28 protein-coding genes are annotated in these 26,307 nt (G+C 69.0%); 15 read left to right on the forward strand and 13 right to left on the reverse strand.

The genetic code is table 11. The features are described from left to right. Positions 1-151: 151 nt before the first annotated feature. Positions 152-625 (reverse strand): DUF1178 family protein, encoded by a 474-nt coding sequence (locus tag ACSVDD_RS15355; RefSeq protein WP_448190238.1) that lies wholly within the window; start codon positions 623-625, stop codon positions 152-154. A gap of 127 nt (positions 626-752) precedes the next feature. On the opposite strand from ACSVDD_RS15355, the gene ACSVDD_RS15360 reads away from it, so the two are divergent. Further along, entirely contained in the window at positions 753-1,349 is a 597-nt protein-coding gene (locus ACSVDD_RS15360; protein ID WP_448190239.1) for a class I SAM-dependent methyltransferase, read from the forward strand. A gap of 81 nt (positions 1,350-1,430) precedes the next feature. After that, complete coding sequence (locus ACSVDD_RS15365) at positions 1,431-2,828, forward strand: glycosyltransferase 87 family protein (RefSeq protein ID WP_448190240.1); 1,398 nt, start codon at positions 1,431-1,433, stop codon at positions 2,826-2,828. 17 nt (positions 2,829-2,845) lie between these two features. Here ACSVDD_RS15365 and ACSVDD_RS15370 read toward each other — a convergent pair whose 3' ends face one another. From ACSVDD_RS15370 to ACSVDD_RS15385, 4 genes are all read right to left on the reverse strand, one after another. After that, on the reverse strand, positions 2,846-3,676 hold the full coding sequence (locus tag ACSVDD_RS15370; protein ID WP_448190241.1) for a carbon-nitrogen hydrolase family protein: 831 nt from the start codon (positions 3,674-3,676) through the stop codon (positions 2,846-2,848). Beyond that, positions 3,676-3,936, reverse strand: coding sequence for a glutaredoxin 3 (gene grxC, locus ACSVDD_RS15375; RefSeq protein ID WP_448190242.1), 261 nt, complete (start codon positions 3,934-3,936; stop codon positions 3,676-3,678). Before grxC ends, ACSVDD_RS15370 begins: the two co-directional genes overlap by 1 nt. A gap of 63 nt (positions 3,937-3,999) precedes the next feature. Beyond that, positions 4,000-4,737 carry a ComF family protein gene (locus ACSVDD_RS15380; protein ID WP_448190243.1) on the reverse strand — a complete coding sequence of 246 codons (738 nt, stop codon included), beginning with the start codon at positions 4,735-4,737 and terminating at the stop codon, positions 4,000-4,002. Between the two features lie 14 nt (positions 4,738-4,751). After that, positions 4,752-5,018, reverse strand: a complete 267-nt coding sequence (locus ACSVDD_RS15385) for a flagellar biosynthetic protein FliQ (RefSeq protein ID WP_448190244.1) — start codon at positions 5,016-5,018, stop codon at positions 4,752-4,754. 100 nt (positions 5,019-5,118) lie between these two features. Between ACSVDD_RS15385 and ACSVDD_RS15390 the strand changes: the two genes are divergently transcribed. Beyond that, positions 5,119-6,012, forward strand: a complete 894-nt coding sequence (locus ACSVDD_RS15390; protein ID WP_448190245.1) for a methyltransferase domain-containing protein — start codon at positions 5,119-5,121, stop codon at positions 6,010-6,012. Between the two features lie 179 nt (positions 6,013-6,191). Here ACSVDD_RS15390 and ACSVDD_RS15395 read toward each other — a convergent pair whose 3' ends face one another. After that, on the reverse strand, positions 6,192-6,959 hold the full coding sequence (locus ACSVDD_RS15395) for a sulfite exporter TauE/SafE family protein (RefSeq protein WP_448190246.1): 768 nt from the start codon (positions 6,957-6,959) through the stop codon (positions 6,192-6,194). 67 nt (positions 6,960-7,026) lie between these two features. Then, positions 7,027-7,182 carry a hypothetical protein gene (locus tag ACSVDD_RS15400; protein ID WP_448190247.1) on the reverse strand — a complete coding sequence of 52 codons (156 nt, stop codon included), beginning with the start codon at positions 7,180-7,182 and terminating at the stop codon, positions 7,027-7,029. A gap of 69 nt (positions 7,183-7,251) precedes the next feature. Between ACSVDD_RS15400 and ACSVDD_RS15405 the strand changes: the two genes are divergently transcribed. Both ACSVDD_RS15405 and ACSVDD_RS15410 read left to right on the forward strand, forming a co-directional pair. Next, a complete protein-coding gene (locus tag ACSVDD_RS15405; protein WP_448190248.1) occupies positions 7,252-7,800 on the forward strand; it encodes an ankyrin repeat domain-containing protein in 549 nt (182 codons plus the stop codon). 9 nt (positions 7,801-7,809) lie between these two features. Continuing rightward, on the forward strand, positions 7,810-8,805 hold the full coding sequence (locus ACSVDD_RS15410; RefSeq protein ID WP_448190249.1) for a cobalamin biosynthesis protein CobD/CbiB: 996 nt from the start codon (positions 7,810-7,812) through the stop codon (positions 8,803-8,805). A 104-nt stretch (positions 8,806-8,909) separates the two neighbouring features. Here ACSVDD_RS15410 and ACSVDD_RS15415 read toward each other — a convergent pair whose 3' ends face one another. Continuing rightward, entirely contained in the window at positions 8,910-9,383 is a 474-nt protein-coding gene (locus ACSVDD_RS15415) for a flagellar basal body-associated FliL family protein (RefSeq protein ID WP_448190250.1), read from the reverse strand. 274 nt (positions 9,384-9,657) lie between these two features. Between ACSVDD_RS15415 and ACSVDD_RS15420 the strand changes: the two genes are divergently transcribed. Beyond that, positions 9,658-10,296, forward strand: a complete 639-nt coding sequence (locus ACSVDD_RS15420) for a hypothetical protein (RefSeq protein ID WP_448190251.1) — start codon at positions 9,658-9,660, stop codon at positions 10,294-10,296. Positions 10,297-10,340: 44 nt separating this feature from the next. On the opposite strand, the gene secA is transcribed toward ACSVDD_RS15420, so the two are convergent. Next, entirely contained in the window at positions 10,341-13,049 is a 2,709-nt protein-coding gene (gene secA / locus ACSVDD_RS15425) for a preprotein translocase subunit SecA (protein WP_448190252.1), read from the reverse strand. Between the two features lie 305 nt (positions 13,050-13,354). On the opposite strand from secA, the gene ACSVDD_RS15430 reads away from it, so the two are divergent. The 5 genes from ACSVDD_RS15430 (at position 13,355) to ACSVDD_RS15450 (ending at position 19,862) form a co-directional block, all read left to right on the forward strand. After that, a complete protein-coding gene (locus ACSVDD_RS15430) occupies positions 13,355-14,290 on the forward strand; it encodes a peptidylprolyl isomerase (protein ID WP_448190253.1) in 936 nt (311 codons plus the stop codon). A 92-nt stretch (positions 14,291-14,382) separates the two neighbouring features. Then, entirely contained in the window at positions 14,383-15,624 is a 1,242-nt protein-coding gene (gene argJ, locus ACSVDD_RS15435) for a bifunctional glutamate N-acetyltransferase/amino-acid acetyltransferase ArgJ (protein WP_448190254.1), read from the forward strand. An 11-nt stretch (positions 15,625-15,635) separates the two neighbouring features. After that, positions 15,636-16,094 carry a (deoxy)nucleoside triphosphate pyrophosphohydrolase gene (locus ACSVDD_RS15440; RefSeq protein WP_448190480.1) on the forward strand — a complete coding sequence of 153 codons (459 nt, stop codon included), beginning with the start codon at positions 15,636-15,638 and terminating at the stop codon, positions 16,092-16,094. A 366-nt stretch (positions 16,095-16,460) separates the two neighbouring features. Continuing rightward, on the forward strand, positions 16,461-18,344 hold the full coding sequence (recQ, locus tag ACSVDD_RS15445; RefSeq protein WP_448190255.1) for a DNA helicase RecQ: 1,884 nt from the start codon (positions 16,461-16,463) through the stop codon (positions 18,342-18,344). Positions 18,345-18,548: 204 nt separating this feature from the next. After that, a complete protein-coding gene (locus tag ACSVDD_RS15450) occupies positions 18,549-19,862 on the forward strand; it encodes a solute carrier family 23 protein (protein WP_448190256.1) in 1,314 nt (437 codons plus the stop codon). A gap of 18 nt (positions 19,863-19,880) precedes the next feature. Here the strand turns inward: ACSVDD_RS15450 and ACSVDD_RS15455 are convergent, their stop codons facing one another. After that, a complete protein-coding gene (locus ACSVDD_RS15455; protein ID WP_448190257.1) occupies positions 19,881-20,072 on the reverse strand; it encodes a hypothetical protein in 192 nt (63 codons plus the stop codon). Between the two features lie 181 nt (positions 20,073-20,253). Continuing rightward, entirely contained in the window at positions 20,254-20,874 is a 621-nt protein-coding gene (locus tag ACSVDD_RS15460; protein WP_448190258.1) for an OmpA family protein, read from the reverse strand. Between the two features lie 147 nt (positions 20,875-21,021). Here ACSVDD_RS15460 and ACSVDD_RS15465 point away from each other — a divergent pair, with 147 nt between their 5' ends. Next, complete coding sequence (locus tag ACSVDD_RS15465) at positions 21,022-22,047, forward strand: DctP family TRAP transporter solute-binding subunit (RefSeq protein WP_448190259.1); 1,026 nt, start codon at positions 21,022-21,024, stop codon at positions 22,045-22,047. Positions 22,048-22,117: 70 nt separating this feature from the next. Beyond that, the gene (locus ACSVDD_RS15470; protein ID WP_448190260.1) at positions 22,118-22,270 is read left to right on the forward strand and encodes a TRAP transporter small permease subunit; all 153 of its coding nucleotides are present in this window, start codon (positions 22,118-22,120) and stop codon (positions 22,268-22,270) included. Between the two features lie 114 nt (positions 22,271-22,384). Here ACSVDD_RS15470 and ACSVDD_RS15475 read toward each other — a convergent pair whose 3' ends face one another. Beyond that, positions 22,385-23,308, reverse strand: coding sequence for a DMT family transporter (locus ACSVDD_RS15475; protein ID WP_448190261.1), 924 nt, complete (start codon positions 23,306-23,308; stop codon positions 22,385-22,387). Next, positions 23,305-23,577, reverse strand: coding sequence for a hypothetical protein (locus ACSVDD_RS15480; RefSeq protein WP_448190262.1), 273 nt, complete (start codon positions 23,575-23,577; stop codon positions 23,305-23,307). Before ACSVDD_RS15480 ends, ACSVDD_RS15475 begins: the two co-directional genes overlap by 4 nt. 152 nt (positions 23,578-23,729) lie before the next feature. On the opposite strand from ACSVDD_RS15480, the gene ACSVDD_RS15485 reads away from it, so the two are divergent. Both ACSVDD_RS15485 and ACSVDD_RS15490 read left to right on the forward strand, forming a co-directional pair. Further along, positions 23,730-24,332, forward strand: a complete 603-nt coding sequence (locus ACSVDD_RS15485; RefSeq protein WP_448190263.1) for a DUF4337 domain-containing protein — start codon at positions 23,730-23,732, stop codon at positions 24,330-24,332. Between the two features lie 73 nt (positions 24,333-24,405). Then, on the forward strand, positions 24,406-26,271 hold the full coding sequence (locus tag ACSVDD_RS15490) for a sensor histidine kinase (protein ID WP_448190264.1): 1,866 nt from the start codon (positions 24,406-24,408) through the stop codon (positions 26,269-26,271). Positions 26,272-26,307 lie beyond the last annotated feature (36 nt).

The following is a 26,307-nucleotide window of genomic DNA, read 5'->3' on the forward strand; positions in this document are numbered from 1 at the left end:
TGTAACACCCCGTCGCGTCAACCTTTTTGATGGCAAGACCTACTAAAAACGCGCTTGACGGAACGCAGAAGTGTTGCTCCCCACCATACGCGCGACCAACAGTCCGCCGGAATGACGGAGGGGATCACGAAAACGACGCTGATTCGTCTGGTCAGGAGTCTGTGCGCGGCAGCCAGGGGATGCGGTGTATTGCCACACCCTCTTCCTTAAGTTCGGCCACGTCGCCGGGGCTGGCTTCACCGTAGATGCCGCGGGCGTCGGTTTCGCCGTAGTGGATTCGCCGCGCCTCCTCGGCGAAGCGCTCGCCGACATAGTCGCAGTTGTCCTCCACGGCGCGCCGCATTTCGCCAAGCTGTCGCAGCACCTCGGCCTGAAGCGCCATGGCCTTTTTGTCGGTCTTGACGCCAGTGTTGATGGTGGTGTTGACGGAGGCCTTCGCCGATTCCCCTGCGTCCTTGCGGCCCTTGGAAATGCGCGGCGCCATCGGCGCCTTGCCGACGTGCGTGTCGCCGCACAGCGGGCAGGCGATGGCGCCCGCCGCGGCCTGCGCCTCATAGGCGGCGCCGTTGCGGAACCAGACCTCGAACCTGTGGTCGGAGGCGCATTTCAGCTCGAAGAGGATCATATCCCCGACGAAACCCCGCTCGTTGCTCGGATGTGGATGCCTTATACTTCAAGCACGCCGGCCCGTCCGCGTCAAACGGTCGGAACCCTGCCCCGCATGCCCACACTGTATAAGTATAAGGCGGATCATGAGCGAATCCCTCCCGCACGCCGTCGCCCCGCCGCCCTCCGCCTGGGTGGAGCGCTTTGCGCCCCTGGTGCCGGCCGGCGGGCCGGTGCTGGACCTCGCCTGCGGGTCGGGGCGGCACCTGCGGCTGTTCCACCGCCTGGGGCACCCGGTGCTGGGCATCGACATCGACCTGCGCGGCGCCGCCGACCTGACCGGCACGCCAGGCGTCGAGCTGCTGGCCGCCGACCTGGAGCAGGGCGCCCCCTGGCCGTTGCCGGCCGAGCGGCGCTTCGCCGGCATCGTGGTGGCGAACTACCTGCACCGGCCGCTGTTTCCGGCGATTCTGGGCGCGCTGGCGCCCGGCGGGGTACTGCTCTACGAGACCTTTGCCCTGGGCAACGCGCGCTTCGGCAAGCCGTCCTCGCCCGGCTTCCTGTTGCGTCAGGGGGAACTGCTGGAACTGGCGCGCGGCCGGCTCCAGGTGGTCGCCTACGAGCACGGCGAAGTCGCCAGCCCGCGCGCCGCGGTGGTGCAGCGGCTGGTCGCCGTCGCCGACCTGACGCCCGATGCTGGCCTCGACGGCGATCCCGAGCCACGGCCGTTGCCGGAGCCTTGACGTGCCTGGGACCGTCTTTGAATTCAAACGGAAATCCGCTACACCTTTGGGTGAGGTTCACTCTTCTCGAACGAGGCGGTGATGGACGGCGCCGGGGTTCAGCGGGAGGCGGCGGACGGCGGAGCACACAGCCCCGCGGGCCTCCTGCGCGCCGATTGGGGCCTGATGCTGTGGATTTTCGTCAACGCCAGCGTCGCCGCTCTGGCGCTTTTCCGGCCGCTGCTGCCTTCCACCCGCACCTTCGTCGCCGCCAGCCTCGACTGGTGGGCCGGCGAGCCGCTCTACGCAGGCGCCTCCGGCTTCCTGCACCTGCCCGCAGCGGCGGTGCTGTTCACCCCCTTCGCGCTGCTGCCGATGGTGGCCGCCGATCAACTCTGGCGCCTGCTCTCGGTCGCGGTGCTGACGCTGGCGGTGTACCGCGCGGCACGCCTGCTGCGCCCCGACGATGGCGGGCGGATCGCACAGCACGTCCTGGTGCTTGCCATTCCGACCATCGGCCTCGATCTGCTGCACAACCGGTGGGAGCTGATCACGCTGGGCGTCCTGCTGCACGCCACCGCGGACATCGCCATGCGGCACGAGGCGCGCGGCGGGCTGCTGCTGGCGCTCGCGGCGGCGCTGAACCCGGCAGCGCTGGTGCCGGCGCTGCTGTTCGGCGCGGTGTGCCGGCGGGTGCTGCCGTGGTTGATGATCGGGTTGGCGGCGGTGCTGCTCGGACCGTTCCTGCACCCGCATCCGGCGTACGTCGCCCAGCAGTACGCCGCCCTGATCGAGGCGCTGCCCCGCGCCGCTGGCGGCTTCGACCTCGCCTCGGCGTTGCGGGACCTGGGATTCGAGCCGGCGTACGCCTCAATGACGGGTGTACGCATCGTGACCGCGGGCGCCGTGCTGTGGGCCGGAATGCAGGCGTCCAGGCGGCTCGACCGGCCCTCGGCCTCGGTTGCCGTGCTGATGCTGGGGGTGCCGTGGGTGCTGCTGTTCGACCCGCGGACGACAGAGGGGACGTACGCCACGCTGGCCGTGTTGGCCGGCCTCGCCGCCTTCGCCGAACACGCCCGTCGGCCGCTGGCGGCGCTGCCGGTGCTGCTGGGCGCGATGGCGCTGGCGCTCGGGCTGCACCTGTATGGCGACTGGATCCAGCGGCCGGTGCAGGGCTGGCTGCGGCAGGCACTGGCGCTGGCGTTTGCCGGTTATGTGGCGATGCTCATCGCCACCGGCCGCTCGCTGACCGACCCGCCGCCCGAGCCGGTGCATATCAACACATGGCTGCCCAACCGGGTGGCGCTGGTGCTGTGCCTGCTGGTGCCGCCAGCCTTCGGGGTGTACCGGCTGATCACCGCCGATTCGCTGCGCGGCCGGCTGTCCAGCTTCGACACCACCGACTTCCTGATCCTGGTGGTCTCGCTGAACGTGCTGGCCTTTGCTCTGGTCACCGCGGCGGGACCGGTGCTGGCCTGGATGCGCGGAAGACGGAACTGAGCCGGGCGGAACTGACGTCAGACTTTCACCACCTCGAACGGCCGGTCGTGGGTCAGCGCCGGGACCATGCCGCGCGCCTCGGCGACCTGATCCAGGTCGATCTCGGCGGTGACGAAGCCCACCTCATCGCCGGCATCGGCCAGCACCTCGCCCCACGGGCTGACGATCAGCGAGTGGCCGTAGGTCCTGCGCCCGGCGTCGTGGGTGCCGGTCTGCGCCGGGGCGAGGACGAAGCAGCCCGTTTCGATGGCGCGGGCGCGCAGCAGCACGTGCCAGTGCGCGCGCCCCGTGGGCACGGTGAACGCCGCCGGCACGGTGAGCATCGCCGCCCCCGCCTGCGCCAGCGCGCGGTACAGCGCCGCGAAGCGCACGTCGTAGCACACGGTCATGCCCAGCCCGCCCCAGGGCGTGGCGGCCAGCACGGCGCGCTCGCCGGGACGGAAGGTGGCGGATTCGCGGTAGCTCTCGCCATCCTTCAGGTCGACGTCGAACATGTGGATCTTGTCGTAGCGCGCCGCCACGCGGCCCTGGTCGTCGAACAGGATGCTGCGGTTGGCCACGCGGCCGTCATCCAGCAGCACCCCCAGCGAGCCGGCCAGCAGCCACGCCCCGGTCTCGCGCGCCAGACCGGCGAAAAAGGGAATGCCGGGGTGGCCGGATTCCGGGCGGACGCGGGCCAGCACCTTGTCACGGCCCTGAACGATCATGCTCACGTTCTCGGGGGTCGCGATGAACGCGGCCCCGGCGTCGCGGGCGCGGCGGATCAGGTCGCCCGCGGCGGTCAGGTTCTCCGCGATCTCCGTGCCCGCGTTGACTTGGACGCAGGCGACCGTCAGCCGCGCGCCCATCACGCGATGCCCAGCAGCGGATCGAGTTTGCCGGCGTGGTCGAGCGCGTGGATGTCGTCGCTGCCGCCGTACGGCGTGCCGTCGATGAAGATCTGCGGCACCGTGGTGCGCCCCTGGGCGCGCTGGATCATCTCCTCGCGGCGGCCGGGGTGCATGTAGAGGTCGATTTCCTCATAGGTGACGCCCTTGGTGTCGAGCAGCCGCTTGGCGCGCGCGCAGTAGGGGCAGAACGGGGTGGTGTAGATGACGATGTCAGCCATGGTTCGGCAACTCTCCGGGATGGTCTACCGCATATATGATGCAACCCTCCTGCCATACCAGGGTCACGCCTTCACCACACGCGCCAGCGTCAGCACGTCCACCCGCGCGGCCCCGGCGCGCAGCAGCACCTTGGCGCACTCGCCGACCGTGGCGCCTGTAGTCAGCACGTCGTCGACCAGCACCACGCGCTTGCCTTCCACCGAGCCCGGACGGCGGAGCGCAAAGGCGCCAGCCACGTTGCGCCGCCGCCCGCTGCGGTCGAGCCCGCCCTGCGAGCGCGTGCGCCGCCCGCGCACCAGCAGATCGGGCACCACCGCCACGCCGGCCTGCCGCCCGGCCTCGCGCGCCAGCAGCGCCGCCTGGTTGTAGCGCCGCATGAACAGCCGCCAGCGGTGCAGCGGCACCGGCGCCAGCAGGTCGGCGTCGGCCAGCAGCTCCGCCCCGGCGCGCGCCAGCCAGACGCCGAATGGCTTGGCGGCATGCGTGCGGTCGCCGTGCTTGAAGCCCAGCACCAGCGGCCGGCTGGCGTCGTCGTAGACCACCACCGCGCGGGCGCGGGTGAAGCGCGGCGGATTGGCGACGCAGGCACCGCAGAGATTCTCCCCCTCCACCGCGAATTCGAACGGCAGGCCGCAGCAGGTGCAGGCCGGTGGTGCGATGAAGGTCAGCGCGGACCAGCATGTGGGACACAGGCCGCCCTGGCGGTCCACGGCGGCGCCGCAGGACAGGCAGCGCGGCGGCAGCAGCGCGTTCAGCGCAGCGCCGGCCGCCGTGACGGCGAAGCGGGCGAGCGCCGCCATCGTCCGCCGCGCGTTCAGTGCAGCGCGCCGATGCGGTCGAAGATGACCAGGGTGAACTCCCGCAGCGCGATGATGATCGCCGGCACGGTGGCGAACAGCATGGCGAAGGTCGCCGCCATCTTCAGGTTCTGCTGGATGGTCTGGTCGTTGATCTGGGTCACCGATTGGAACAGCGTCACCACCAGACCGATGCCGGTGGTGATCATCAGCGTCGGAAAGGTGATCTTGATGATGACCATCAGCGCCTCGACGGTGGCGGCGATGGCGTCCTCGATGCCCATGGTCGGGGCTCCGCTGCGGATCGGCTGCCGCATTCTAGCACGGCGGATGCGCCGCACCGAATGTTGTGCACGCGCGCGCCTGGACTATATTGCGGACACCATGACCCAATCCGACACCATGACCGTCTTCGACCGCGCGCTGGTGCGCCGGCATCGGGACCGCGCCGCCCCCGCCTTCGCCGAGTTCGGCTTCCTGTTTGAGGAAATCGCCGAGCGTCTGTCCGACCGGCTGCTCGACATCAAGCGCGACTTCCCCGTGGCGCTCGACCTGGGCGCTCACGACGGCGCGGTGCGCCGGGCGCTGCACGGGCTGAAGGGGATCGAGACGCTGGTGGCGAGCGATCTGTCGCCGGCCTTCGCCGCGCGCGCCGGCTCCCCCGCCGTCGCCGCCGACGAGGAGTTCCTGCCCTTCGCCCCGGCCAGCGTCGATCTGGTGGTCAGCAACCTAAGCCTGCACTGGGTGAACGACCTGCCGGGCGCGCTGTTGCAGATCCGCAAGACGCTGAAGCCCGACGGCTTCCTGTGCGCCTCCATGCTGGGCGGCGAGACGCTGGTCGAGTTGCGCCACTGCCTGATCGAGGCCGAGCAGATCGTCTCGGGCGGCATGAGCCCGCGCGTCTCGCCCTTCGCCGACGTGCGCGACGCGGGCGCCCTGCTGCAACGGGCAGGCTTCGCGCTGCCGGTGGTGGACAGCGACACCATCACGGTGACCTACGCCGACGCCTTCGCGCTGATGCGCGACCTGCGCGGCATGGGCGAGACCAACGCCGTGCTGGCGCGCCGCACGGTGCCGGCGTCGCGCGCCCTGCTGTTCGAGGCGGCCCGCCTTTACGCCGAGCGATTCGCCGAACCGGACGGCCGTATTCCGGCGACCTTCCAGGTGCTCTACCTCGCCGCTTGGGCGCCGCATGAGAGCCAGCAGCAGCCTTTGAAGCCGGGCAGCGGGCAGATTCCGCTGGCGGAGGTGCTGAAGGGCGAGAAGCCTGTACCTTGAAAACAACAGGATTCACACGGATTGCACGGATTTAGGCACGGATTACACGGATTTTTTTCATTCGTGCGCAGCATCGGCTTGCGGGAGGGCCGATGCGCCGCAAGCATAAAAAAATCCGTGTAATCCGTGTTCAAATCCCCAAAATCCGTGTGAACCCTGTTGTTCGCACCGCCGCGAGGTCAAGCCACCAGCCGCCACGCCATCCAGCCGAGCACACCGGCGTTGACCACCATGATGACCGGCGCGGCGCGCGCCACCGCGGCGCTCCAGGTGCGGCCCGCCAGATGGCCGGCCAAGCCGACCGCCAGCAGGCTCGGCACCGTGCCCAAGGCGAACGCCGACATGCCGACGGCGCCGCTCAGCGCGCTGCCGCTCGCCGCGGCGACGGCGATGGCGCCGTACAGCAGGCCGCAGGGGATGAAGCCCAGCGCCACCCCCAGCCCGTAACCGCGCCAGCCCGTGGGATTGCCGAACAGCGGCCGGGCGAGGCGCGACACGCGCTCGCCCCACCAGCGGCGGAACCGCCCCTCGCCGGACGGCAGCCACGCCGACAGGCCCTTCACCGCGTAGCCCAGGAAGAACAGCGCCGCGAAGGCCAGCAGCGCCACCGACACCCAGCGCAGCCCCGGCAGCGCACCGACATGCCCGGCCACCAGCGCGCCCACCGCGCCCAGCAGCGCATAGGTGGTGGCGCGGCCGAGATGGTAAGGCAGCACGGCGGCGCCGGTCAGCCGGTGCAGTTCGCTCATCCGCGCCACCGGCACCTGTTCGAGACGCGCGGTCACCTGCGCCAGCACGAACGGCCCGCACATGCCCGCGCAGTGCGTGGTGCCGCCGACCAGTCCGGCGGTGAGCAGCGCCAGCAGCAGCCCGCCGTCGCGGTCGATGACCACGGCGCACTGGTTCAGGCCGGCCTCGAGCAGGGAGAGCGCGGAATGGGCGTCCACGGGCGGGGCTCCGTATGATCGTCCGCTCATAGATAGGACGGCGGCGGCGGAACGCCTATGACCTGGGTCAACGCTGCCCAGGCAGTGCGGCGGCCGGAGCCGGCACCATGCCGCGCGGCTCGGGCATGGCGGAGCCGAGGAACCACCACAGGCCGAGCCCGATCAGCAAGGCCTTGACCGTAAGGAATAGGGCGACGTGGCGGGCAAGAGGGTTGCGCAGCATGGTTCTGGTCTTCGGTGGCCGGGTCCGACTAATATGCGCCAAACCTCTTGACGACGAAAGGAGAGGGACGTGAAGCGATTGATCCTGGCCGGACTTCTGGCCTTCGGGCTGGCGGCGCCGGCGCACGCGGAGATCAACCTGATGGCCGGCCCCGACCTTGTGAAGGCGGTGACCACCAATGACCTCGGCCTGGCGCGCCAACAGCTCCGGCGCGGCGAGAATCCGAACGTCGTCGACATGGGCGGCCGCACGCCGCTGATCCACGCCATCATCTCCGGGTACCAGGAGATGGCGACGCTGCTGCTGGAGAATGGCGCCCGCGCCGACCGCACCGACAGGGGCGGCAACCCGCCGCTGTACTGGGCGGCCGAGGGCGGCGACGCCGCCATGGTCGACCTGCTGCTCGCCAAGGGCGCCAAGGCGGACCAGGAGAACAAGCAGGGCGTCACGCCGCTGATGGCCGCCGCGCGCAGTGGCCGCGCCGAGGTGGTGGAGCGCCTGTTGAAGGCCGGCGCCAAGCCCGACCGCAACGACTTCGCCGGCCGCGACGCGCTGAGCTGGGCGCAGGAGAGCCGCAACAGCCGCGTCACCACGCTGCTGCGCCAAGTGAAGCGCTGACCGCCCGCGATGGTCGGCACGCTTTTCGGCGGCTCCCTGTTCGGTGGCCCCGCCCCGCACCTCATTCTGCTGATGGCCTTGCTGCTGGACGCCGCCGCCGGTGACTGGATCGGCCGCGTGCTGCGAGACCCGGCGGCGCTGTCGGCACGACTCTGTGCCGCGCTGGACCGCCGCATCAACCGGCCGGAGCGCGGCGACACCACGTTGATGATGCGCGGCGCCCTGGTGGTGCTGGCGCTGCTGCTGGTCGCGGTGACGCTGGGAGTCGCCATCGAGTGGACCGGCGGACAGGAGCGTGGCTGGATCGTCGAACTGGCGGCGGTGCTGGCCTGCGTGCGCGGGCGCAGCGCCTGGGTGCGGGTGCGCGCCGTGCGCCGCGCGCTGGAGCACGGCGGCCTGCCGGCGGCGCGCATGGAAGTGGCGGACATGACCCGCCGCCCGGTTCAATGGCTGGACGAGCACGGGGTGGTCCGCGCCGCCGTCGAGCACGCCGCCAAGGCCTTCGACCGCAAGGTGGTGGCGCCGGCCTTCTGGTACCTGCTGCTGGGCGTGCCGGGCATGCTGGCGTGGAGCCTTATCGATGGCGCCGACCGGGCGCTCGGCCATCCGGGCACGCGGCACGAACGCTTCGGCCACACCGCGGCGCGGCTGGACGACGCGCTGAACGCCATTCCGGCGCGGATCGCCGGCGTGCTGCTGGCGCTGGCGGCGCCGTTCCTCGGAACGGCGAGCGTCGGCAGCGCCTTCGCCACGCTGGGCCGCGACGCCGGCAAGCACCCGTCCTTCAACATGGGCTGGCCGGTGGCGGCGACCGCCGGGGCGCTCGATCTGGCGTTGGGCGGCCCGCACCGCGACGGCGGCGTCACCGTGGACGAGCCGTGGATCGGCCGCGGCAAGGCCCGCGCCACCGCCGCCGACATCGGCCGCGCGCTGGGGTTGACCGCGCTGGGCGATCTACTGGTGGTGCTGGCGGTGGGGTTGCTGACGGTGGCGGCGGGGCTGTAGGCGCGCGTAGCGCGGCTGGGCCGTTGAGGCCCCGCGGCCTCGTGGCCGCGAAGGCAAGGGGCCGGATGGCCCCGCCCGCCGTCTGAGGGCAAAAATATTGATTGCTACTTCACCACCATCCGCTCGATCAGCACGTCCTTCACCATGTCCTGGCCGGTCACGCCGCGCACGGCGCGGGTGACGGACTGCTTCACCACGTTGGCCGAGCCGGGGCCGAGCAAGTCCTGCGGTTCGACCTGGCGGATGTCGTCGTACAGGCGGTCGATGATGCGGCGGCTGTTGCGGTCGGCAACGGCGGGGTTGGCCTTGGGTCTCAACTCCAGCGTCACCTTGAGGTCCAGCGAGCGCGAGCCGCCCAGGTTCAGCTCCATCTGCGGCAGCGCCGCGAAGTTGCCCTTGGCTCCCATCATGGTGACGAGGGTGCGCTGCTGCGTGGCGCGCTGGTACATGCTGGTGCCGGCCCAGCCGAGCGCTGCCAGCGTCGCCAGCACGCCGAACATGAACAGCACGAGCCGGATGGCCGAGTGGTCGTGTGCCGGGTGACGCCGGACATTTTGACGGTGGACGTTGTGGGCCATGGGGCACCTCCCAAGCCCGTGAGCTTGTGGACTCCCAGCATAACCCCTTTTCCGTTAAGGGATTGTTCCCGTGCGGCGGCCGTGGGGACGGCACGCTCTTTCGGGAAAGCCGCAAATCTGTCTAAATACCGCCATGATCAAATTGCCAAAATTCTGCTGCGGCCTGCTTCCCGCCGCAGTCATACTCACCGGCGCGACTGTTCCTGCGTGGGGGGAGGCATTCGATGCCGGCACTTCCTGGGCGGGCAATATTCTGCGCGACAGCAACGGGCAATTGGAAAGCTGCGCCGTCGCCCGCGAGTTCGATGACGACAGCGTGTTGTCCTTCGCATTGACGCGCGAGCGCGACTTCTTCCTGGTGGTGGGGAACCCGCGCTTCCACCTGCCGGAGGGCCAGACGCGGACCGTCCGCTACAAGGTGGACAAGGGTCTGGTGTACGAGGCGCCGGCCGATCTGCTGCGGCAAAGCGCCATCATCGACCTGCCGGACGCGGACGGCACGCAGGACCTGCTGCGCCACGGCACTTGGCTGTACCTCGACGGGTTGGGCGACGATGTGGGCTACGCGCTGGAGGGCGCCCGGAACAGCCTGCGGGCAATGACGGACTGCGTCGCGCAGGCGCTGGCGGCGGAGAAGGGGCCGGCGGTGGGCGCGGCTCCGGCCGCGAGCGGGGTTGAGGTCGAACTCGGCACCTACGACGCCGAGCCGAAAGCCCGCGTGGACTGGCTGCACATGAAGAAAGTGCTGGGCCAGCTGCTCGATGGGCGCGAGCCGATGTTCGTGACGCGGACGCGCAGCAAGGACGGCCGCGCCTTCACCATCGTGCGCATCGCCGGCTTCGCCGGCCGCGAAGAGGCCATGCGGTTCTGCACGGCTATGCGGGCGAAGAAGCAGGAGTGTACGGTGCGGTAGGGGGGGAAAGCCCCTCTCCCGTAAGGGGAGGGGGGCTTCAAGGGTTACACCTTGCCGTGGCAGTGCTTGTACTTCTTGCCCGAGCCGCAAGGGCACGGGGCATTGCGCGGCGTGTTCGCCCAGGCGTCGTCCGACGCCGCGGCACCAGCCGAGCGGCGCATGCCCTCGGGCATGTCGTCGTCCGCGTAACCGCCGCCGGCCATCGCCAGCGCCGGGTCGGAGCGGCCCTCGTGCATCTCCTGCATGCGCTGGGCGAACAGCTCCTCCTCGGTCGGCTGCAGGCGGACCTCGACGTGCATCAGCACGCTGGTCACCGCCTCGCGCAGGCGCACGAGCATCGTCTCAAAGATCTCGAAGGCCTCGCGCTTGTACTCGTTCAGCGGGTCCTTCTGGGCGTAGGCGCGCAGGCTGATGCCCTGGCGCAGATGGTCGAGCTGGAGCAGGTGGTCCTTCCACTCCTGGTCGAGGATCTGCAACAGCAGGCTCTTTTCCACGTGCCGCATGGTCTCGGGGCCGTAGTTGGCGACCTTCGCCGCGTACTTGGCGTCGCCCGCCTCGCGCACGCGCTCCTCGATCTCCGGCTCGGCGATGCCCTCTTCCTTGGCCCAGTCGGCGACCGGCAGGTCGAGACCGAGGACGCGGTTCACCTCCTCGTGCAGACCCGCCATATCCCACTGCTCGGAGTAGGAATTGTTCGGGATCGCCGCGCTCACCAGCTGCGACACGACGTAGTGGCGCATCTCCTTGACGGTGTCGCCGATGTCCTCGGCGTCCATGATCTCGCGGCGCTGCTCGTAGATGACTTTGCGCTGGTCGTTCATCACGTTGTCGAACTTCAGCAGGTTCTTGCGCGTCTCGAAGTGATGCGCCTCGACCTTCTGCTGGGCCTTCTCCAACGCCTTGTTGATCCAGGGATGGATGATCGCTTCACCCTCCTGGAGGCCGAGGCGCTGGAGCATGCTGTCCATGCGCTCCGACCCGAAGATGCGCATCAGGTCGTCTTCCAGCGACAGGAAGAACTTCGACGCACCCGGATCGCCCTGGCGGCCGGAACGGCCGCGCAGCTGGTTGTCGATGCGGCGGCTCTCGTGCCGCTCGGTGCCGATGACGTAGAGGCCGCCGGCCTGCTTCACCAGTTCGCGGGCCTGCTCGACCTCATCCTTGATCTGCTGGATGCGGCGCTCGCGCTCGGCCTCGTCGGCGATTTCGGCCAGTTCCATCCTGATGCGCATGTCGACGTTGCCGCCGAGCTGGATGTCGGTGCCGCGGCCGGCCATGTTGGTGGCGACCGTCACCGCGCCCGGACGGCCGGCCTGCGCGACGATGTAGGCTTCCTGCTCGTGATGGCGGGCGTTCAGCACGTTGTGCGGGATGCCCTTCTTCTTGAGCAGCGCCGACAGCTCCTCCGACTTCTCGATGGAGGTGGTGCCGACCAGGCTCGGCTGCTGGCGCGCCCGGCACTCCTCGATCAGGGTGACGATGGCGTTGTTCTTCTCGGACGCCTTCCGATAGACCTCGTCGTCGTTATCCTTGCGCGAGACCGGCAGGTTGGTCGGGATGTCCACGACCTCGAGGCCGTAGATCTCGGCGAACTCGGCCGCCTCGGTCATCGCCGTGCCGGTCATGCCGGCCAGCTTCGGGTACAGGCGGAAGTAGTTCTGGAAGGTGATCGAGGCGAGCGTCTGGTTCTCGCGCTGGATCTCCACGCTTTCCTTGGCCTCCAGCGCTTGGTGCAGGCCTTCCGAATAGCGGCGGCCCTCCATCATGCGGCCGGTGAACTCGTCGATGATGATGACCTTGTCGTCCTTGACGATGTAGTCCTTGTCGCGCTGGAACAGATGATGCGCGCGCAGCGCCTGCTGGGCGTGGTGGACGAGCGCCACGTTCTGCAGATCGTACATGCCACCGGCCTTGAGCAGGCCGGACTCGCGCAGCAGATCCTCCATGTGGACCTGACCGATTTCGGAGAAGCTGACGCCGCGCTGCTTCTCGTCCTTCTCGTAGTCTTCGGGCTTCAGGTGCGGGATCAGCTTGTCCACCGCCACGTACATCTCGGACGAATCCGTCGACGGACCGGAGATGATGAGCGGCGTGCGCGCCTCGTCGATGAGGATCGAGTCGACCTCGTCGACGATGGCGAAGTTGAAGGTGCGCTGGACGAGTTCCTCCAGGCGGAACTTCATGTTGTCGCGCAGGTAGTCGAAGCCGAACTCGTTGTTCGTGCCGTAGGTGATGTCGGCGGCGTAGGCGGCGCGGCGCTCGTCGTCGTCCAGGCCGTGCACGACGCAGCCGACGGTCAGGCCGAGGAAGCGGTAGATGCGGCCCATCCACTCGCTGTCGCGCTGGGCGAGGTAGTCGTTCACGGTGACGACGTGGACGCCCTTGCCCTCCAGCGCGTTGAGGTAGACCGGCAGCGTGGAGACCAGCGTCTTGCCTTCGCCCGTCCGCATCTCCGAGATCTTGCCCTGGTGCAGCACGATGCCGCCCATCAGCTGCACGTCGAAGTGCCGCTGGCCGAGCACCCGCTTGGCCGCCTCGCGCACGGTGGCGAAGGCGTCGGGCATGATGTCGTCCAGCGACTCGCCGCCGCTGATCCGGCCGCGCAGCCAGTCGGTGCGGGCGCGCAACGCGTCGTCGCTCAGCGCGACCAGCTCCGGCTCCAGGGCGTTGATCTGCTGGACCGGCTTCTGCAGGGCCTTGACCACGCGCGTGTTGGCGCTGCCGAAGATCTTGCGGGCGAGAGCACCGAACATGAAAACCTCAGATATACGGATAGAGCAGGATCTGCTTCGAACGGCTGTCACATAAGACCGTTGCCGGAAGGTGTCAACGAGACCCGCCGACGCGGGCACACGCCACGAAGCGGCCACACCTTAGTGCAAGAGTGGGACTCTTCCAACGGAACTTTGGGGCGAAAGCGCCACGGCCCCCCGCAACCCACCTTGCCGAGCGGGGTTGAGCCATGCTTAATCGGTCCCAAATACCGGGCGCGGGGTGTCGGCGGACGGCCCCGTGTCGCCTCTTCTATAGACGTCCGCCCGGAAGGAATAGGGAACCCATGGTGAACCGAGTGCTCCGCAGCGCGTTGCTGTCGTTCGCGGCTTGCGGCCTGGCCCTGGCCGCGCACGCCCAGACCCCGCCGGCGACTCCGGCCGCGCCGGCCACCTCGCAGGCCGCCCCGAAGTCGGCTGCCGGCAGCGATCCCGTCGTCGCCCGCGTCAACGAGCAGGAGATCCACCTCTCCGAGGTGATGCGTCTGGTCAGCCAGTTGCCGCCGCAGGTGCAGCAGATGCCGCTCGACATGATCTATCCGGCGCTGGTCGATCAGCTGGTGAACCAGAAGCTGATCGCGGCCGCCGGCTACAAGGAGGGCCTGGACAAGACCGCCGACGCCAAGGCCGAGCTGAAGCAGGCCGAGGAGCGCATCGTGCAGCGCGCCTTCATCACCAAGGCGGTGCAGTCGCGCATCACGCCCGCCATGCTGGAGGCCAAGTACCAGGAGTTCCTGAAGGACAACCCGGCCCAGGACGAGGTGAAGGCGTCGCACATCCTCGTGGAGAACGAGGCCGAGGCCAAGGACATCATCGCCCAGCTCGCCAAAGGCGGCGACTTCGCCAAGCTGTCCAAGGAGAAGTCGAAGGACACCGTGGCGGCCCAGCAGGGCGGCGATCTCGGCTACTTCACCCAGGACACGATGGTCGAGCCCTTCGCCAAGGCGGCCTTCGCCATGAAGCCGGGTGAGATCAGCAAGGAGCCGGTGAAGACCCAATTCGGCTGGCACGTCATCAAGGTCGAGGACAAGCGCAAGGCGCCGCAGCCGACCTTGGACGAGGTGAAGCCGCAGCTGGAGAAGGAGATGTCCAAGGACATCGTCACCACGGTGATCGACGATCTGCGCAAGACCGCCAAGGTCGAGACCTTCCAGGTGGATGGCTCGCCCATGCCGAAAGAAGACCCGGCCGCCGCCAAGCCGGTTGAGCCGGCGAAGAAGTAAGCACCGCCTGAAGCCCCTCCCCCCTTGCGGGGGAGGGGCTTGCCCCTTCGCCGCAAACCGAACCGACCACCCCCACCGCCCACGGACACCCCATGGCACTGACCGTCTCCCCGCTCGCCCCGGCCTCGTTCCCGACGCTGCCCGTGATTCCGGGCGTGCGCTTCGCCACGACGAACAGCGGCATCCGCTACAAGGGGCGCGACGACGTGATGCTCGCCGTGCTCGACGCCGGAACCACGGTGGCCGGCGTGCTGACGCGCTCGAAGACGGCGTCCGCGCCGGTCGAGTGGTGCCGCATGGCGCTGCCGCACGGGCAGGCGCGCGCCGTGGTGGTCAATGCCGGCAACGCCAACGCCTTCACCGGCAAGGCCGGTGACGCCACCGTGCAGGCCACCGTCAGGGCCGCCGAGGCGGTCGCCGGCTGCGCCCCGGCCGAGGTCTACCTGTCCTCCACCGGCGTGATCGGCATCCCGCTGGCCGCCGACGCCATCGCCCGCGTGTTGCCGGGCATGGCCGACAGCCTGTCCGAATCCGCATCCGCGTGGGAAGCCGCGGCGCGCGCCATCATGACCACCGACACCTTCCCCAAAGGCTCCACCCGCACGGCGACGCTGTCGGGCAAGACGGTGACCATCAACGGCTTCTGCAAGGGTTCGGGCATGATCGCGCCGGACATGGCGACGATGCTCGGCTACATCTTCACCGACGCGGCCATCCCGGCGCCGGTGCTCCAGGCGTTGCTGTCGGAGATCAACGAGCGCAGCTTCAACAGCATCACCGTGGACGGCGACACCTCGACCTCCGACACCGTGCTGCTGTTCGCCACGGGCAAGGCCGGCAACCCCGCCCCGTCCGTGCCCGCCGACCCGGAACTGGCCGGCTTCCGCAAGGCGCTGGAAGAGGTGGCGCTCGACCTCAGCCAACAGATCGTGCGCGACGGCGAGGGCGCCACCAAGTTCGTCACCGTTACCGTCAAGGGCGCCGACAGCAACGAAGCGGCCAAGCGCATCGCGATGACCGTCGCCAACTCGCCGCTGGTGAAGACGGCGATTGCCGGCGAGGACGCCAACTGGGGCCGCGTCGTCGCCGCGGTGGGCCGCGCCGGCGAGCGCGCCGACCGCGACAAGCTGAAGATCTCCATCGGCGGCGTGCTGATCTGCGCCGACGGCATGGAGGTGCCGGGCTATGACGAGGCGCCGATCACCGCCCACATGAAGGGCAAGGAGGTGGACGTCCTCGTCGACCTCGACCTGGGCGGCACGGGCACGGCGACGGTGTGGACCTGCGACCTGACGCACGGCTACATCGACATCAACGGCAGCTACCGGAGCTGACCGGCGTGACCATGGACCTGGACGAGCCGACACCCTGCTTCAACCCCAACTCCACCCCGCCGGCCGGCTCCAAGCGCCTGCTGTTCGTGGTGGCGGTGGCGCTGGTGGATGCGGACGGGCGCGTGCTTCTGGCGCAACGCCCGCCCGGCAAGTCGCTGGCCGGCCTGTGGGAGTTCCCCGGCGGCAAAGTCCACGCCGACGAGACGCCCGAGGCAGCACTTGTGCGCGAGTTGAAGGAGGAGCTGGACATCGATACGGCGGCGAGTTGCTTCGCGCCGTTCACCTTCGCCTCGCACACCTACGAGGACTTCCACCTGCTGATGCCGCTGTACATCTGCCGGGTGTGGAATGGCAATGTGCGGGCGCTAGAGGGGCAGCAGTTGAAGTGGGTGTACCCGAACCGCATGGGCGATTACCCCATGCCGCCCGCCGACGTGCCGCTGGTGGCGATGTTGCGGGACCTGCTGTAAGCGATTATATTGGGAGCTGGCCGGTGGGTGTTCGCAGCACCCACCGGCCGCTCCTCGTGCCTAGCGACGGGTCCGGTGGATCACGATCCGCCAGCCCCGCCATTCGAGCACCAGGAGAAAGGGCATCTTTTTCATGCCTTTTCCTCCTCTGAAAGCGGCGGGTGGCCAATCCACCCGCCGTTTCCATTTTACGCGCGACACGCGAGGCGAACACAAGCGTATTCGCGTGTGCCGCGCTGTCGCACCGATGTCCGCACCAGTGTCCACCCGGCCCTGCCACAATGCCGCTTCACCGGCGCGCGGATCTGTGCCACATCATAGCCGTTGTGTAAGGGCCGGCTTCCCGGCCACCGGATTTAGCATCGGATGGGCGTGGATACGCTGTTTTCCAGACACACCGACTCGGCCCTGGACGTGCTGCGCAGCGTGTTCGGCTACGACGCGTTCCGCGGCCAGCAGGCGGAGATCATCAACCATGTGGTCGCGGGCAACGACGCGCTGGTGCTGATGCCGACCGGTGGCGGCAAGTCGCTGTGCTACCAGATCCCGGCACTGGTGCGCGACGGCGTGACCATCGTCGTGTCGCCGCTGATCGCGCTGATGCGCGATCAGGTGACGGCGCTGCGCCAGCTCGGCGTGCGGGCGGCGTTCCTCAACTCGTCGCTGGGGGCTGGCGAGGCCCGTGACGTCGAGCGCGCCATGGTCAACGGCGACATCGACCTTGTCTACGTAGCGCCGGAACGTCTGGTCACCGAACGCTTCCTCGACCTGCTGGAGCGCACGAAACTGTCGCTGTTCGCGCTGGACGAGGCGCACTGCGTGTCGCAGTGGGGGCATGATTTCCGGCCCGAGTACTTGCAGCTCTCGGTGCTGCACGAGCGTTACCCGACCGTGCCGCGCATCGCGCTGACCGCAACCGCCGACGCGCAGACCCGCGCGGAGATCGCCGACAAGCTGAACCTCACCGAGGCGCGGATCTTCCTGTCGTCGTTCGACCGGCCGAACATCACCTACCGCGTCCTGCCGAAGAACTCGGAACGCCAGCAGCTCCTCGGCTTCCTGCGCGAGAACCACCCGGAAGACGCCGGCATCATCTACTGCATGTCACGGGCGAAGGTGGACGCCGTCGCCACATGGCTGAACGGCCAGGGGCGCGAGGCGCTGCCCTACCACGCCGGCCTGCCGGCCGAGGTGCGCGAGGCGAACCAGGACCTGTTCATCAAGGGCGAGGGCATCGTCATGGTGGCGACGGTCGCCTTCGGCATGGGCATCGACAAGCCCAACGTGCGCTTCGTCGCCCACCTCGACCCGCCCAAGAGCCTGGAAGCCTACTATCAGGAAACCGGCCGCGCCGGGCGCGACGGGCTGCCGGCCAACGCCTGGATGGCCTACGGCATGGCCGACGTGGTCGGCCTACGCCAGATGCTGGAGCAGTCCGAAGCCGGCGAGACGCACCGCCGGGTCGAGCGCTCCAAGCTGGAGGCGCTGCTGGGCTTCTGCGAGACGGCGACCTGCCGCCGGCAGGTTCTGCTGAACTATTTCGGCGAGCACATGGGCGAGCCGTGCGGCAACTGCGACACCTGCCTGGAGCCGGTCGAGCGCTGGGACGGCACGGTTGCGGCGCAGAAGGCGCTGAGCGCCGTCTACCGCACTGGACAGCGCTATGGCGCCGGGCATCTGGTGGACGTGCTGCTGGGCAACACCACCGAGAAGGTGGCGGCGATGCACCACGACAAGCTCAAGACCTTCGGCGTCGGCAAGGACATCAGCAAGGCGGAGTGGCAGTCGGTGTTCCGCCAGCTCGTCGCGGCCGGGCTGCTGACGGTGGACATGGAAGGCTTCGGCGGCTTCCGCCTGACCGATGCCGGCGTGGCGGTGATCAAGGGCCAGCGCGCCGTGACGCTGCGCAAGGACCCGGTGCCGGAGCGCCGCCGCTCGGTGCACGACGCACTGCGCCGGCAGGTGCGCGGCGGCGGGCGGTCGGGCGAGGGCGTGTCGCGGTCCGGCGCGCGCGGCGCGCTCAGCCCGGCGGACGACACGCTGTGGCACGCGCTGAAGGCCTGCCGGCTGGAACTGGCGCGCGACCAGGGCGTGCCGCCCTACGTGATCTTCCACGATTCGACGCTGCTGGAGATGGTCGAGCAGCGGCCGCTGGACCGGCAGACATTCTCGCGCCTGCCCGGCGTGGGGGCGCGGAAGCTGGATTTGTACGCGGATTCCTTCCTGGACGTGATCCGGGACCATTCGTGATTCCCTCTCCCGCCCCAGGAGAGGGTGGCCGCGCAGCGGCCGGGTGAGGGTAAATCCAAGGATCCTTGCACGACCCTCACCCTCCCACGCTTCGCGCGGGCCCCTCCCTCTCCCGGGACGGGAGAGGGAATAAGGTCGTTTGACCTTCTCCCCAACCCGCGGTATCGGTCCGCACCTCTCACAAGGTTCAGGGATCAGCCACCCATGACCGCCGTCACCCGCGACTGCGTGCTGGACGTCCACGAACGCCCGGCGCCGGCCACCTTCATCCTGCTCAGCCTTCAGCACCTGTTCGCCATGTTCGGCGCCACCGTGCTGGTCCCCATCCTCACCGGGCTCGACCCGGCGGTCGGCCTCGTGTCGTCGGGGCTGGGCACGCTGATCTACCTGGGCTTCACCAAGTGGCGGCTGCCGGCCTATCTCGGCTCGTCCTTCGCCTTCATCGGGCCGATCCTCACCGCCACCGCCATCGGCGGCACCGGCGGTGCGCTGGTCGGCGCCTGCGCGGCGGGGGCGGTCTATGTGCTGGTCGCCTTCCTGATCAAGGGCTTCGGCGTGCGCTGGCTGCTGGCCATCCTGCCGCCCATCGTCATCGGGCCGGTGATCGTGGTGATCGGGCTGGGCCTCGCCTCGGTGGCGGTGGGCATGGCGCAGAACACCGCGGGCGGCGGCGTCTACAGCCTGCCGCACTTCCTCGTCGCGCTGTTCACGCTGGGCAGCATCTTCGTCTACTCCATCGTGCTGCGCGGCTTCTTCACGGTGGTGCCGATCCTGCTGGGCATCGTCACCGGCTATCTGGCGGCGCTGGCCGCCGGGCTGGTGGACTTCACCCTGATCGCCAACGCGCCGTGGTTTCAGGTGCCGAACTTCCACTTCCTGTTCTCGAACATGAAGGACGGCGCCTCGGTCATCGCCATGATCCTGATGGTCGCCCCCGTGGCGCTCGTCACCATCGCCGAGCACATCGGCGGACAGATCGTGCTGAGCCGCGTCGTCGGCCGCAACCTGATCAAGGATCCGGGCCTGCACCGCTCGATCCTCGGCGACGGTGTCGCCACCATGATCGCCGGCGCCATCGGCGGCCCGCCGGCCACCACCTATGGCGAGAACATCGGCGTGCTGGCGGTGACGCGCATCTTCAGCGTCTGGGTCATCGCGGGAGCGGCGGGCATGGCGGTCGTCCTGGGCTTCGTCGGCAAGCTGTCGGCGTTCCTGTCGACCATCCCCACCGCGGTCATGGGCGGTGTGTCCATCGCCCTGTTCGGCGTCATCGCGTCGTCGGGCATCCGCACGCTGATCGAGGGCAAGGTGGACCTGGGCGACAAGCGCAACCTGCTGATCTCCTCCACCATCCTGGTGATCGGCATTGGCGGCGCGTCGCTGAAGTTCGGCGATGGCGGGTTCGTGGTGTCGTCGATGGCGCTGTCGGCGCTGCTCGGCGTGCTGCTCAACGCCCTGCTGCCGGGCCGCGGCACCGGCGCCGACGCGGAAGAGATCCTGGCGTCTACCCACGTCTGAGGAGTGGACGGACCGCGCTCAGTGGCGGAGGCCGAAGGCCCGGCCGCTGAGCGCGATGTCGGCGTTGAAGCCTTCGGCGACGCGGTCGTCACCGCCGGAGGCCAAGCACAGCGTGACGTTGATGGCCGACAGGATCGTCTGATCGATCTGCTCGGGCTGCGCGTTGTAGCGCTTGAGGGCGTGAAGAGCGCGGGAAACGGACTGGGCCACGGCGCGAACTCCAAGAGCGCATCTCGCGAACTTATGGCTAAGCTCAAGTCCCTGCGAGAAAAGCGCAACCACGTTGCCCGCGAAGATTCGGCCCGAATCACTTAAGCAGCAGTAAACAGCCGACCTGTACCGGCGGCATACCTCTTCTTAGAGAGAAAAGACCAACACATCCACTTGGCGATTATCCGCCGAGCGTGACGATCTCCACCCGTCGGTTTTCGGCGGCGCGGGGGTTGGCGCGGTCGATGGGCTCGCGCTTGCCCATGCCCGTGGCGTCCAGCCGAGCGGCGGCAACGTGGTGGTGGCGCACCAGATAGTCCTTCACTGCGGCGGCGCGGCGGCGTGACAAGTCCAGGTTCGCCGCGTCGGAACCGACGCCGTCCGTGTGGCCGACGATGCGGAAGCGGGCCGCACCGGAGTCCGGCGCCATGATCACCGCCGCCACCCGGTCGAGCACCGCCTGCGACTCCGGCCGGATGCGCGTTGAGTTGAAATCGAAGTTGATAAGAAATGCCACCCGGCGCTCTTCCCTGGCCGGAGCGGCGATGACGGACGGGGCCGGGCGCATCGCCGTCGTCGGCGCCGCCGCGGGAGGCTCCACCGCTATTGCGGGGGCGGCGGGGATCACCACCGGGGCCGGCGGGCAACTGGGCGGTGCGACGCCCAGCAACGCACGGGAGATATCGCATTCGCTGGGGTTGGTGCCGAGCATGATCGGCGCCTCGGCGGCCTGCACGCCCCGCGGCAGCAAAACGGGCGGCGCCAGAGCCAGCGCCGCCGCCATCCACCATTCCACCCGCATCGCAAATCTCCCCCACCGTTAGCGCGCCATTGTCGGGCAAGTGGCGGGACCGGTCAAACCGGCGCACGCCGGTTGTGGCTTGGCACGATCATGCCTGTTACCATCCCCCTCCATTTGAGACGGCAAAACATAACGGAGGGATGCCGCATGAAGTCGATGAAGGCGCTTTGGGCCGGTCTGGCGTTGGCCGCGCTCGTTCTGCCGGGCGCCGCAATGGCTGCCGACTACAAGGCGGAATACAAGCTGTCCACCGTGCTGGGCAAGCCGTTCCCCTGGGGTGTGGCCGGCGACCGCTGGTCCGAGCTGGTCAAGGAGAAGACGCAAGGGCGCATCAACATCAAGATGTACCCTGGCACCTCGCTGGTGAACGGTGACCAGACCAAGGAATTCACGGCGCTGCGCCAGGGGGTCATCGACCTCGCCGTCGGCTCGACCATCAACTGGTCGCCACAGGTGAAGGAACTGAACCTTTTCGCCCTGCCCTTCCTGATGCCCGACCACAAGGCCATCGACGCGCTGACGCAGGGGCCGGTCGGCAAGCAGATCTTCGACCTGCTGGCGACCAAGGACGTGGTGCCGGTGGCCTGGGGCGAGAACGGCTTCCGCGAGCTGTCCAACTCCAAGCGCCCGGTGACGACGCCCGAGGATCTGAAGGGCCTGAAGATCCGCGTCGTCGGCTCGCCGCTGTTCCTCGACACCTTCACGGCGCTGGGCGCCAACCCGACGCAGATGAGCTGGGCCGACGCGCAGCCGGCGCTGTCCACCGGCGCGGTGGACGGCCAGGAGAACCCGGTGGCCGTGTTCACCGCCGCCAAGCTGCCGACGCTGAACCAGAAGAACCTGACGCTGTGGGGCTACGTCGCCGACCCGCTGATCTTCGTGGTCAACAAGGAGGTCTGGAACTCGTGGTCCAAGGAGGACCAGGAGGCCGTGCGCGCCGCCGCCCTCCAGGCCGGCCAGGAGGAGATCGCGATCTCGCGCAAGGGCATCACCGCCCAGGACGACAGCCTGATCAAGGACATCAAGGGCCAGGGCGTCGATGTGGTGCAGCTGACGCCCGCGCAGCAGAAGGCCTTCCAGACGGCGACCCGCCCGGTCTTCGACAAGTGGGCGCAGACGATCGGCCCGGCGCTGGTCAAACAGGCCGAAGAGTCCATTGCCAACCGGAAGTAACGCGGCAACTTGCCCCACCCGGCCCCTCCCCCGCCCAACGGGGGAGGTTGTGGGGTAAGTACTCGCCTCAGTGGCCGCCGCCCGCCACATCCGCATCACCTTCCCGGTGGACCGCCTGCCCCCCGGCCTGCGCCGCCTCACCGAGACCATCGCCTGGGGTGCGGCACTGGTCATGTTCAGCGTCCTGATCTGGCGCTGCTGGACGTGGTGTCGATCGTCCTGATCCTGCTGCCGCTGCTGACGCCGATCATGACGGCGTTCAAGTGAGACCCGGTGTGGTTCGGCGTCATGCTGACCACCAACCTCGCTACTCGCTCTGGCTGCCGCGCGGCCTCGGCTATGTCTGAGGCTTACGCGTCGCCAACACCACCCCGGTCGCGATCAGCGCAATGCCGGCCGCATGGAACCACTGCGGCCGTTCCCCCAGGAACAGCATGGCGAGCAGGCTGCCGAACACCGGGATCAGGTGGATCGACAGCCCCGTGCGGTTGGCGCCCAGCAGCAGGACCGCCCGGTTGAAGCAGATGTAGGCGAGGATCGACGCGAACACCGCGACGTAGGCGATCGACGCCAGCGACACGGCGCTGACCACCAGCGGCCGCCCGTTCAGCGTCTCCAGCACCATGAAGGGCAGCAGCATCAGGGCGCCCAGCAGGAACGTCACGACGATGAAGCTGAAGCCGTGCACCTGCGGCCGGCGGCGCAGCAGCGCCGTGTAGGCGGCGTAGGCGGTCACCGCCGCGAGGATCCACAGATCGCCGACGTTGAAGTGCAGGTTCGCCAGCGCCGCCGGGTCGCCGCGCGACACCAGCGCCACCGCCCCGGCCAGCGACACCGCGATGCCCAGCGCCTGCAAGGGCGTGACGGTGTCGCGAAAGAACAGGAAACTCATGCCGACGATCATCACCGGCATGGCGGACTGGATCATCACGCCGTTGAGCGCCGTGGTGCTCGCCAGCCCGATATAGGCGAAGGTGTTGAAGACGGCGATGCCCAGCCCCGACAGCAGCAGCACGATCTTCCAATGCCGCACCAGCACCGGCACGTCGTGCCGCAAATGGGGCCAGGCGAAGGGCAGCAGGATCAGCGCCCCCACCACCCAGCGCCAGAAGGCGAGCGCCACGGGAGGCACCGCCCCGGCGTTGGCGACGGCGCGGCCAAGCACGAAGTTGCCGGCCCAGAACAGCGGCGGCAGCATCAGCAGCAGCCACGGCCGGTCCAGCAAAGTCGTGCGGCCGGCCTTCGCCGGTGCCTCGGTCATGCCCGGCGCGGGCTGCGGAAGCCGCGGTCGCCGCCCCGATCACCGCCCCGGTCACCGCTGCGGTCGCCACGGTCGTTGCTCTTGGGCGGGGCCTTGAGGTCGGCTTCCATCTCGGCGATTCGCTTCACCAGCGCCTCGCGGATGGCCGGGGCGGCGTGGCTCTTCAGCGTCGCCAACTGCTCCTTGAGCTCGCGCAGCGCGCGCTCCTTCTGCTCGCGGGTGCGCTTGATGGCGACGTTGTCGGAATGCTGGCCGTCAAAGGCACGCATGGGTCTCTCACTCACGGGCTTGTGGAACAGGACGCCCTGATACCGGGTCCACCGGTGCGTGCGCAAGCCCCACGCAAACGAGGTGGCGCATGGCGCTGTGACAAGGCATCTTTGCGCCGCCCGACCGGCACCGCCCAGCATGAGAGGAACACATGTCCGAAGCGTTCGAGCACCACGAGAAGGCCCACGAGGCCGCGCATGGCGGCCATCCGAGCAACCGCCGCATCGGCCTGATGATCGCCACGCTGGCGGCGCTGCTGGCCATTTCCGAGGCGGCGGGCAAGAGCGCACAGACCGAGGCGCTGAACCGCAACGTCGAGGCGTCGAACCTCTGGGCGTTCTTCCAGGCCAAGACGATCCGCATGACGACGGTGCGCACGGCGGCCGACGAAGTGAAGCTGCAACTGACCCCCGACCTGCCCGACGAGCGCAAGGCCGCTTTCCAGAAACAGGCGGACAGCTGGACCCAGGCCGCCCAGCGCTACGACAGCGAGCCGGAGACCCAGGAGGGCCGCAAGGAACTGGCGGCGCGCGCCAAGCACGCCGAGGAGATCCGCGACCATTCCCTGGCCGCCTATCACCTGTACGAGTACGGCTCGGCGGCGTTCCAGATCGCCATCGTGCTGGCCTCGGCGACGGTGATCACCGGCTTCCTGCCGCTGGCGTGGCTGTCAGCCGGGCTGGGCCTGCTGGGCACGGCGATCTCGCTGGTCGGCTGGCTGGCGCCGACCGCCCTGCATCTGGGCGGGCACTGAGCCCAGCGCGGGGCGGGCAACAGCCATGGAGCGGAGCGGCACGACCGATGGAGCGGGCAGGACGTTCGCTCCCGTGGCGTTGCCCTCCCCTTCCCTGTCGGCGTTCAGCGGCGAGTTCCTCGATGCGGTGCGCGAGGCGGCGTTCCAGGCAGAGCGCCTTTCGGAAACCGTCCGCCACGCCCGGCTGCTGTTCCTGCTCTCGGCCATCCTGAACACGCTGTTCTTCGCCAGCGACTGGCGTTTCCACGGAGACCCGCACTTCTTCGTCGCCATCCCCGCGCGGGCGGTGGTGGTGGCGGTCTCGCTGGCCTGCTGGGCCGCGGTCAAGCGGAGCGGCTCGTTTCGCCACGCGCAGGCGGCGATGATCGCGTGGCAGTGGATCAACGGGGCCGCGGTGGCGGCGCTGGTCAGCTCGCGCAGTGAACTGGCGCTGTTCGTCGTCCTCATGCTGCCGTCCATCTACTATCTGGTGGTGCCGACCGCGTTCCGCTGGAGCCTGATCTCCGGCGTCGGGTGCAGCGCCATGATGCTGGCCGGCTATCTGCTGGCGGGACCGCTGCCGTCCACGACGACCGGCCTCGTGCTTGCAATGTTCATGCTCAACAGCGCGCTGGCGCTGGTGGTCCTGCGCTCGAACCGCCTGCGGCGGCTGGAGTGGGTGGCGACCCAGGCGGAGCGGCGCGCCAAGGAAGACCTGGCGGAAAGCCAGCGCATGGTCGAAAGCATGCTGATGGCCGTTCCCATCCCGCTGGTGGTGACGGCAAAATCCGATGGGCGCCTGATCAAGGCGAACGACGCCGCGTACACCTATTTCGGCGCCGACCCCGTCGCCGTGGGCATCCACTCGCTGGCCGAGGTCTACGCCGACCCGGCGGCGCGCGCGGCGCTGCTCATGGCGGTCGAGACGGGCGGGCGGGTCGGCGCGTTCGAAACGCGGGTGCGGCTGGCAGACGGGTCCATCCACGACGTGCTGCTGGCGGTCACCGGCTTCCACGCGGGCGGGACGGAATGCCTGATGGCCGGCGTGGTCGACATCAGCGCCCGCAAGCAGTCCGAAGAGGACACCCAGGCGGCGCGCCGGGCCGCGGAGACCGCCCTGGACGACCTTCGGCAGGCGCAGAGCCGGCTGATCCAGTCGGAAAAGCTCGCCTCGCTCGGCGCCCTGGTGGCCGGCGTCGCGCACGAGGCGAACACGCCCATCGGCATCGTGCTGACCACCTCGACCTTCCTGACCGACCGCCAGGAGCAGTTCCGCCGGCAGGTCGCTTCCGGCCGGTTGAACCGCAGCGACCTGGAGGCGTTCCTGAACATCCAGGACGAGGGCCTGGGCCTGATCGTGACCAACATTCAGCGCGCCGCAGACCTCATCCAGTCCTTCAAGCAGGTGGCCGCGGACCAGACCTCGGAGGTCCGGCGGATCTTCGACCTCGAATCCCGGCTCAGGGACCAGCTGTTCACCCTGAGCCCGGCGTGGAAGCGGTCCGGCCACCGGGTGGAGGTGGAGTGCCCGCCGGGCATCGCGGTGGACGGCTATCCGGGCGCGCTGTCCCAGGCGCTGTCCAATCTGGTGATGAACGCCCTGGTGCACGCCTACCCGGAGGGGCGGATCGGGACGTTGCGCATCGCCGCCACGGCACCCGACTACGCCACCGTCGAACTGGTCTTCGAGGACGACGGCCGTGGCATCCCCGCCGCCGACCTGGAGCATGTCTTCGAGCCGTTCTTCACCACCCGGCGCAGCGCCGGCAGCACAGGCCTGGGCCTGCACATCGTGCACAATCTGGTGACGGGAGCGCTTGGCGGCACCATCGCGGTGACTAGCCGGCCGAACGCCGGAACCCGTTTCACCATCCGTTTCCCGCGCGTGTCGCCGGAGGCGGCGGGGGTGCCGGACGCAAACCCGAAGGCCCCGGCGCGAAGCCCGTCACCGGCCCACTGATACCTCCACTTCGCATTCCGGCTCCTTTTTCGCAAA

It is taken from the genome of Azospirillum terrae (assembly GCF_053470425.1).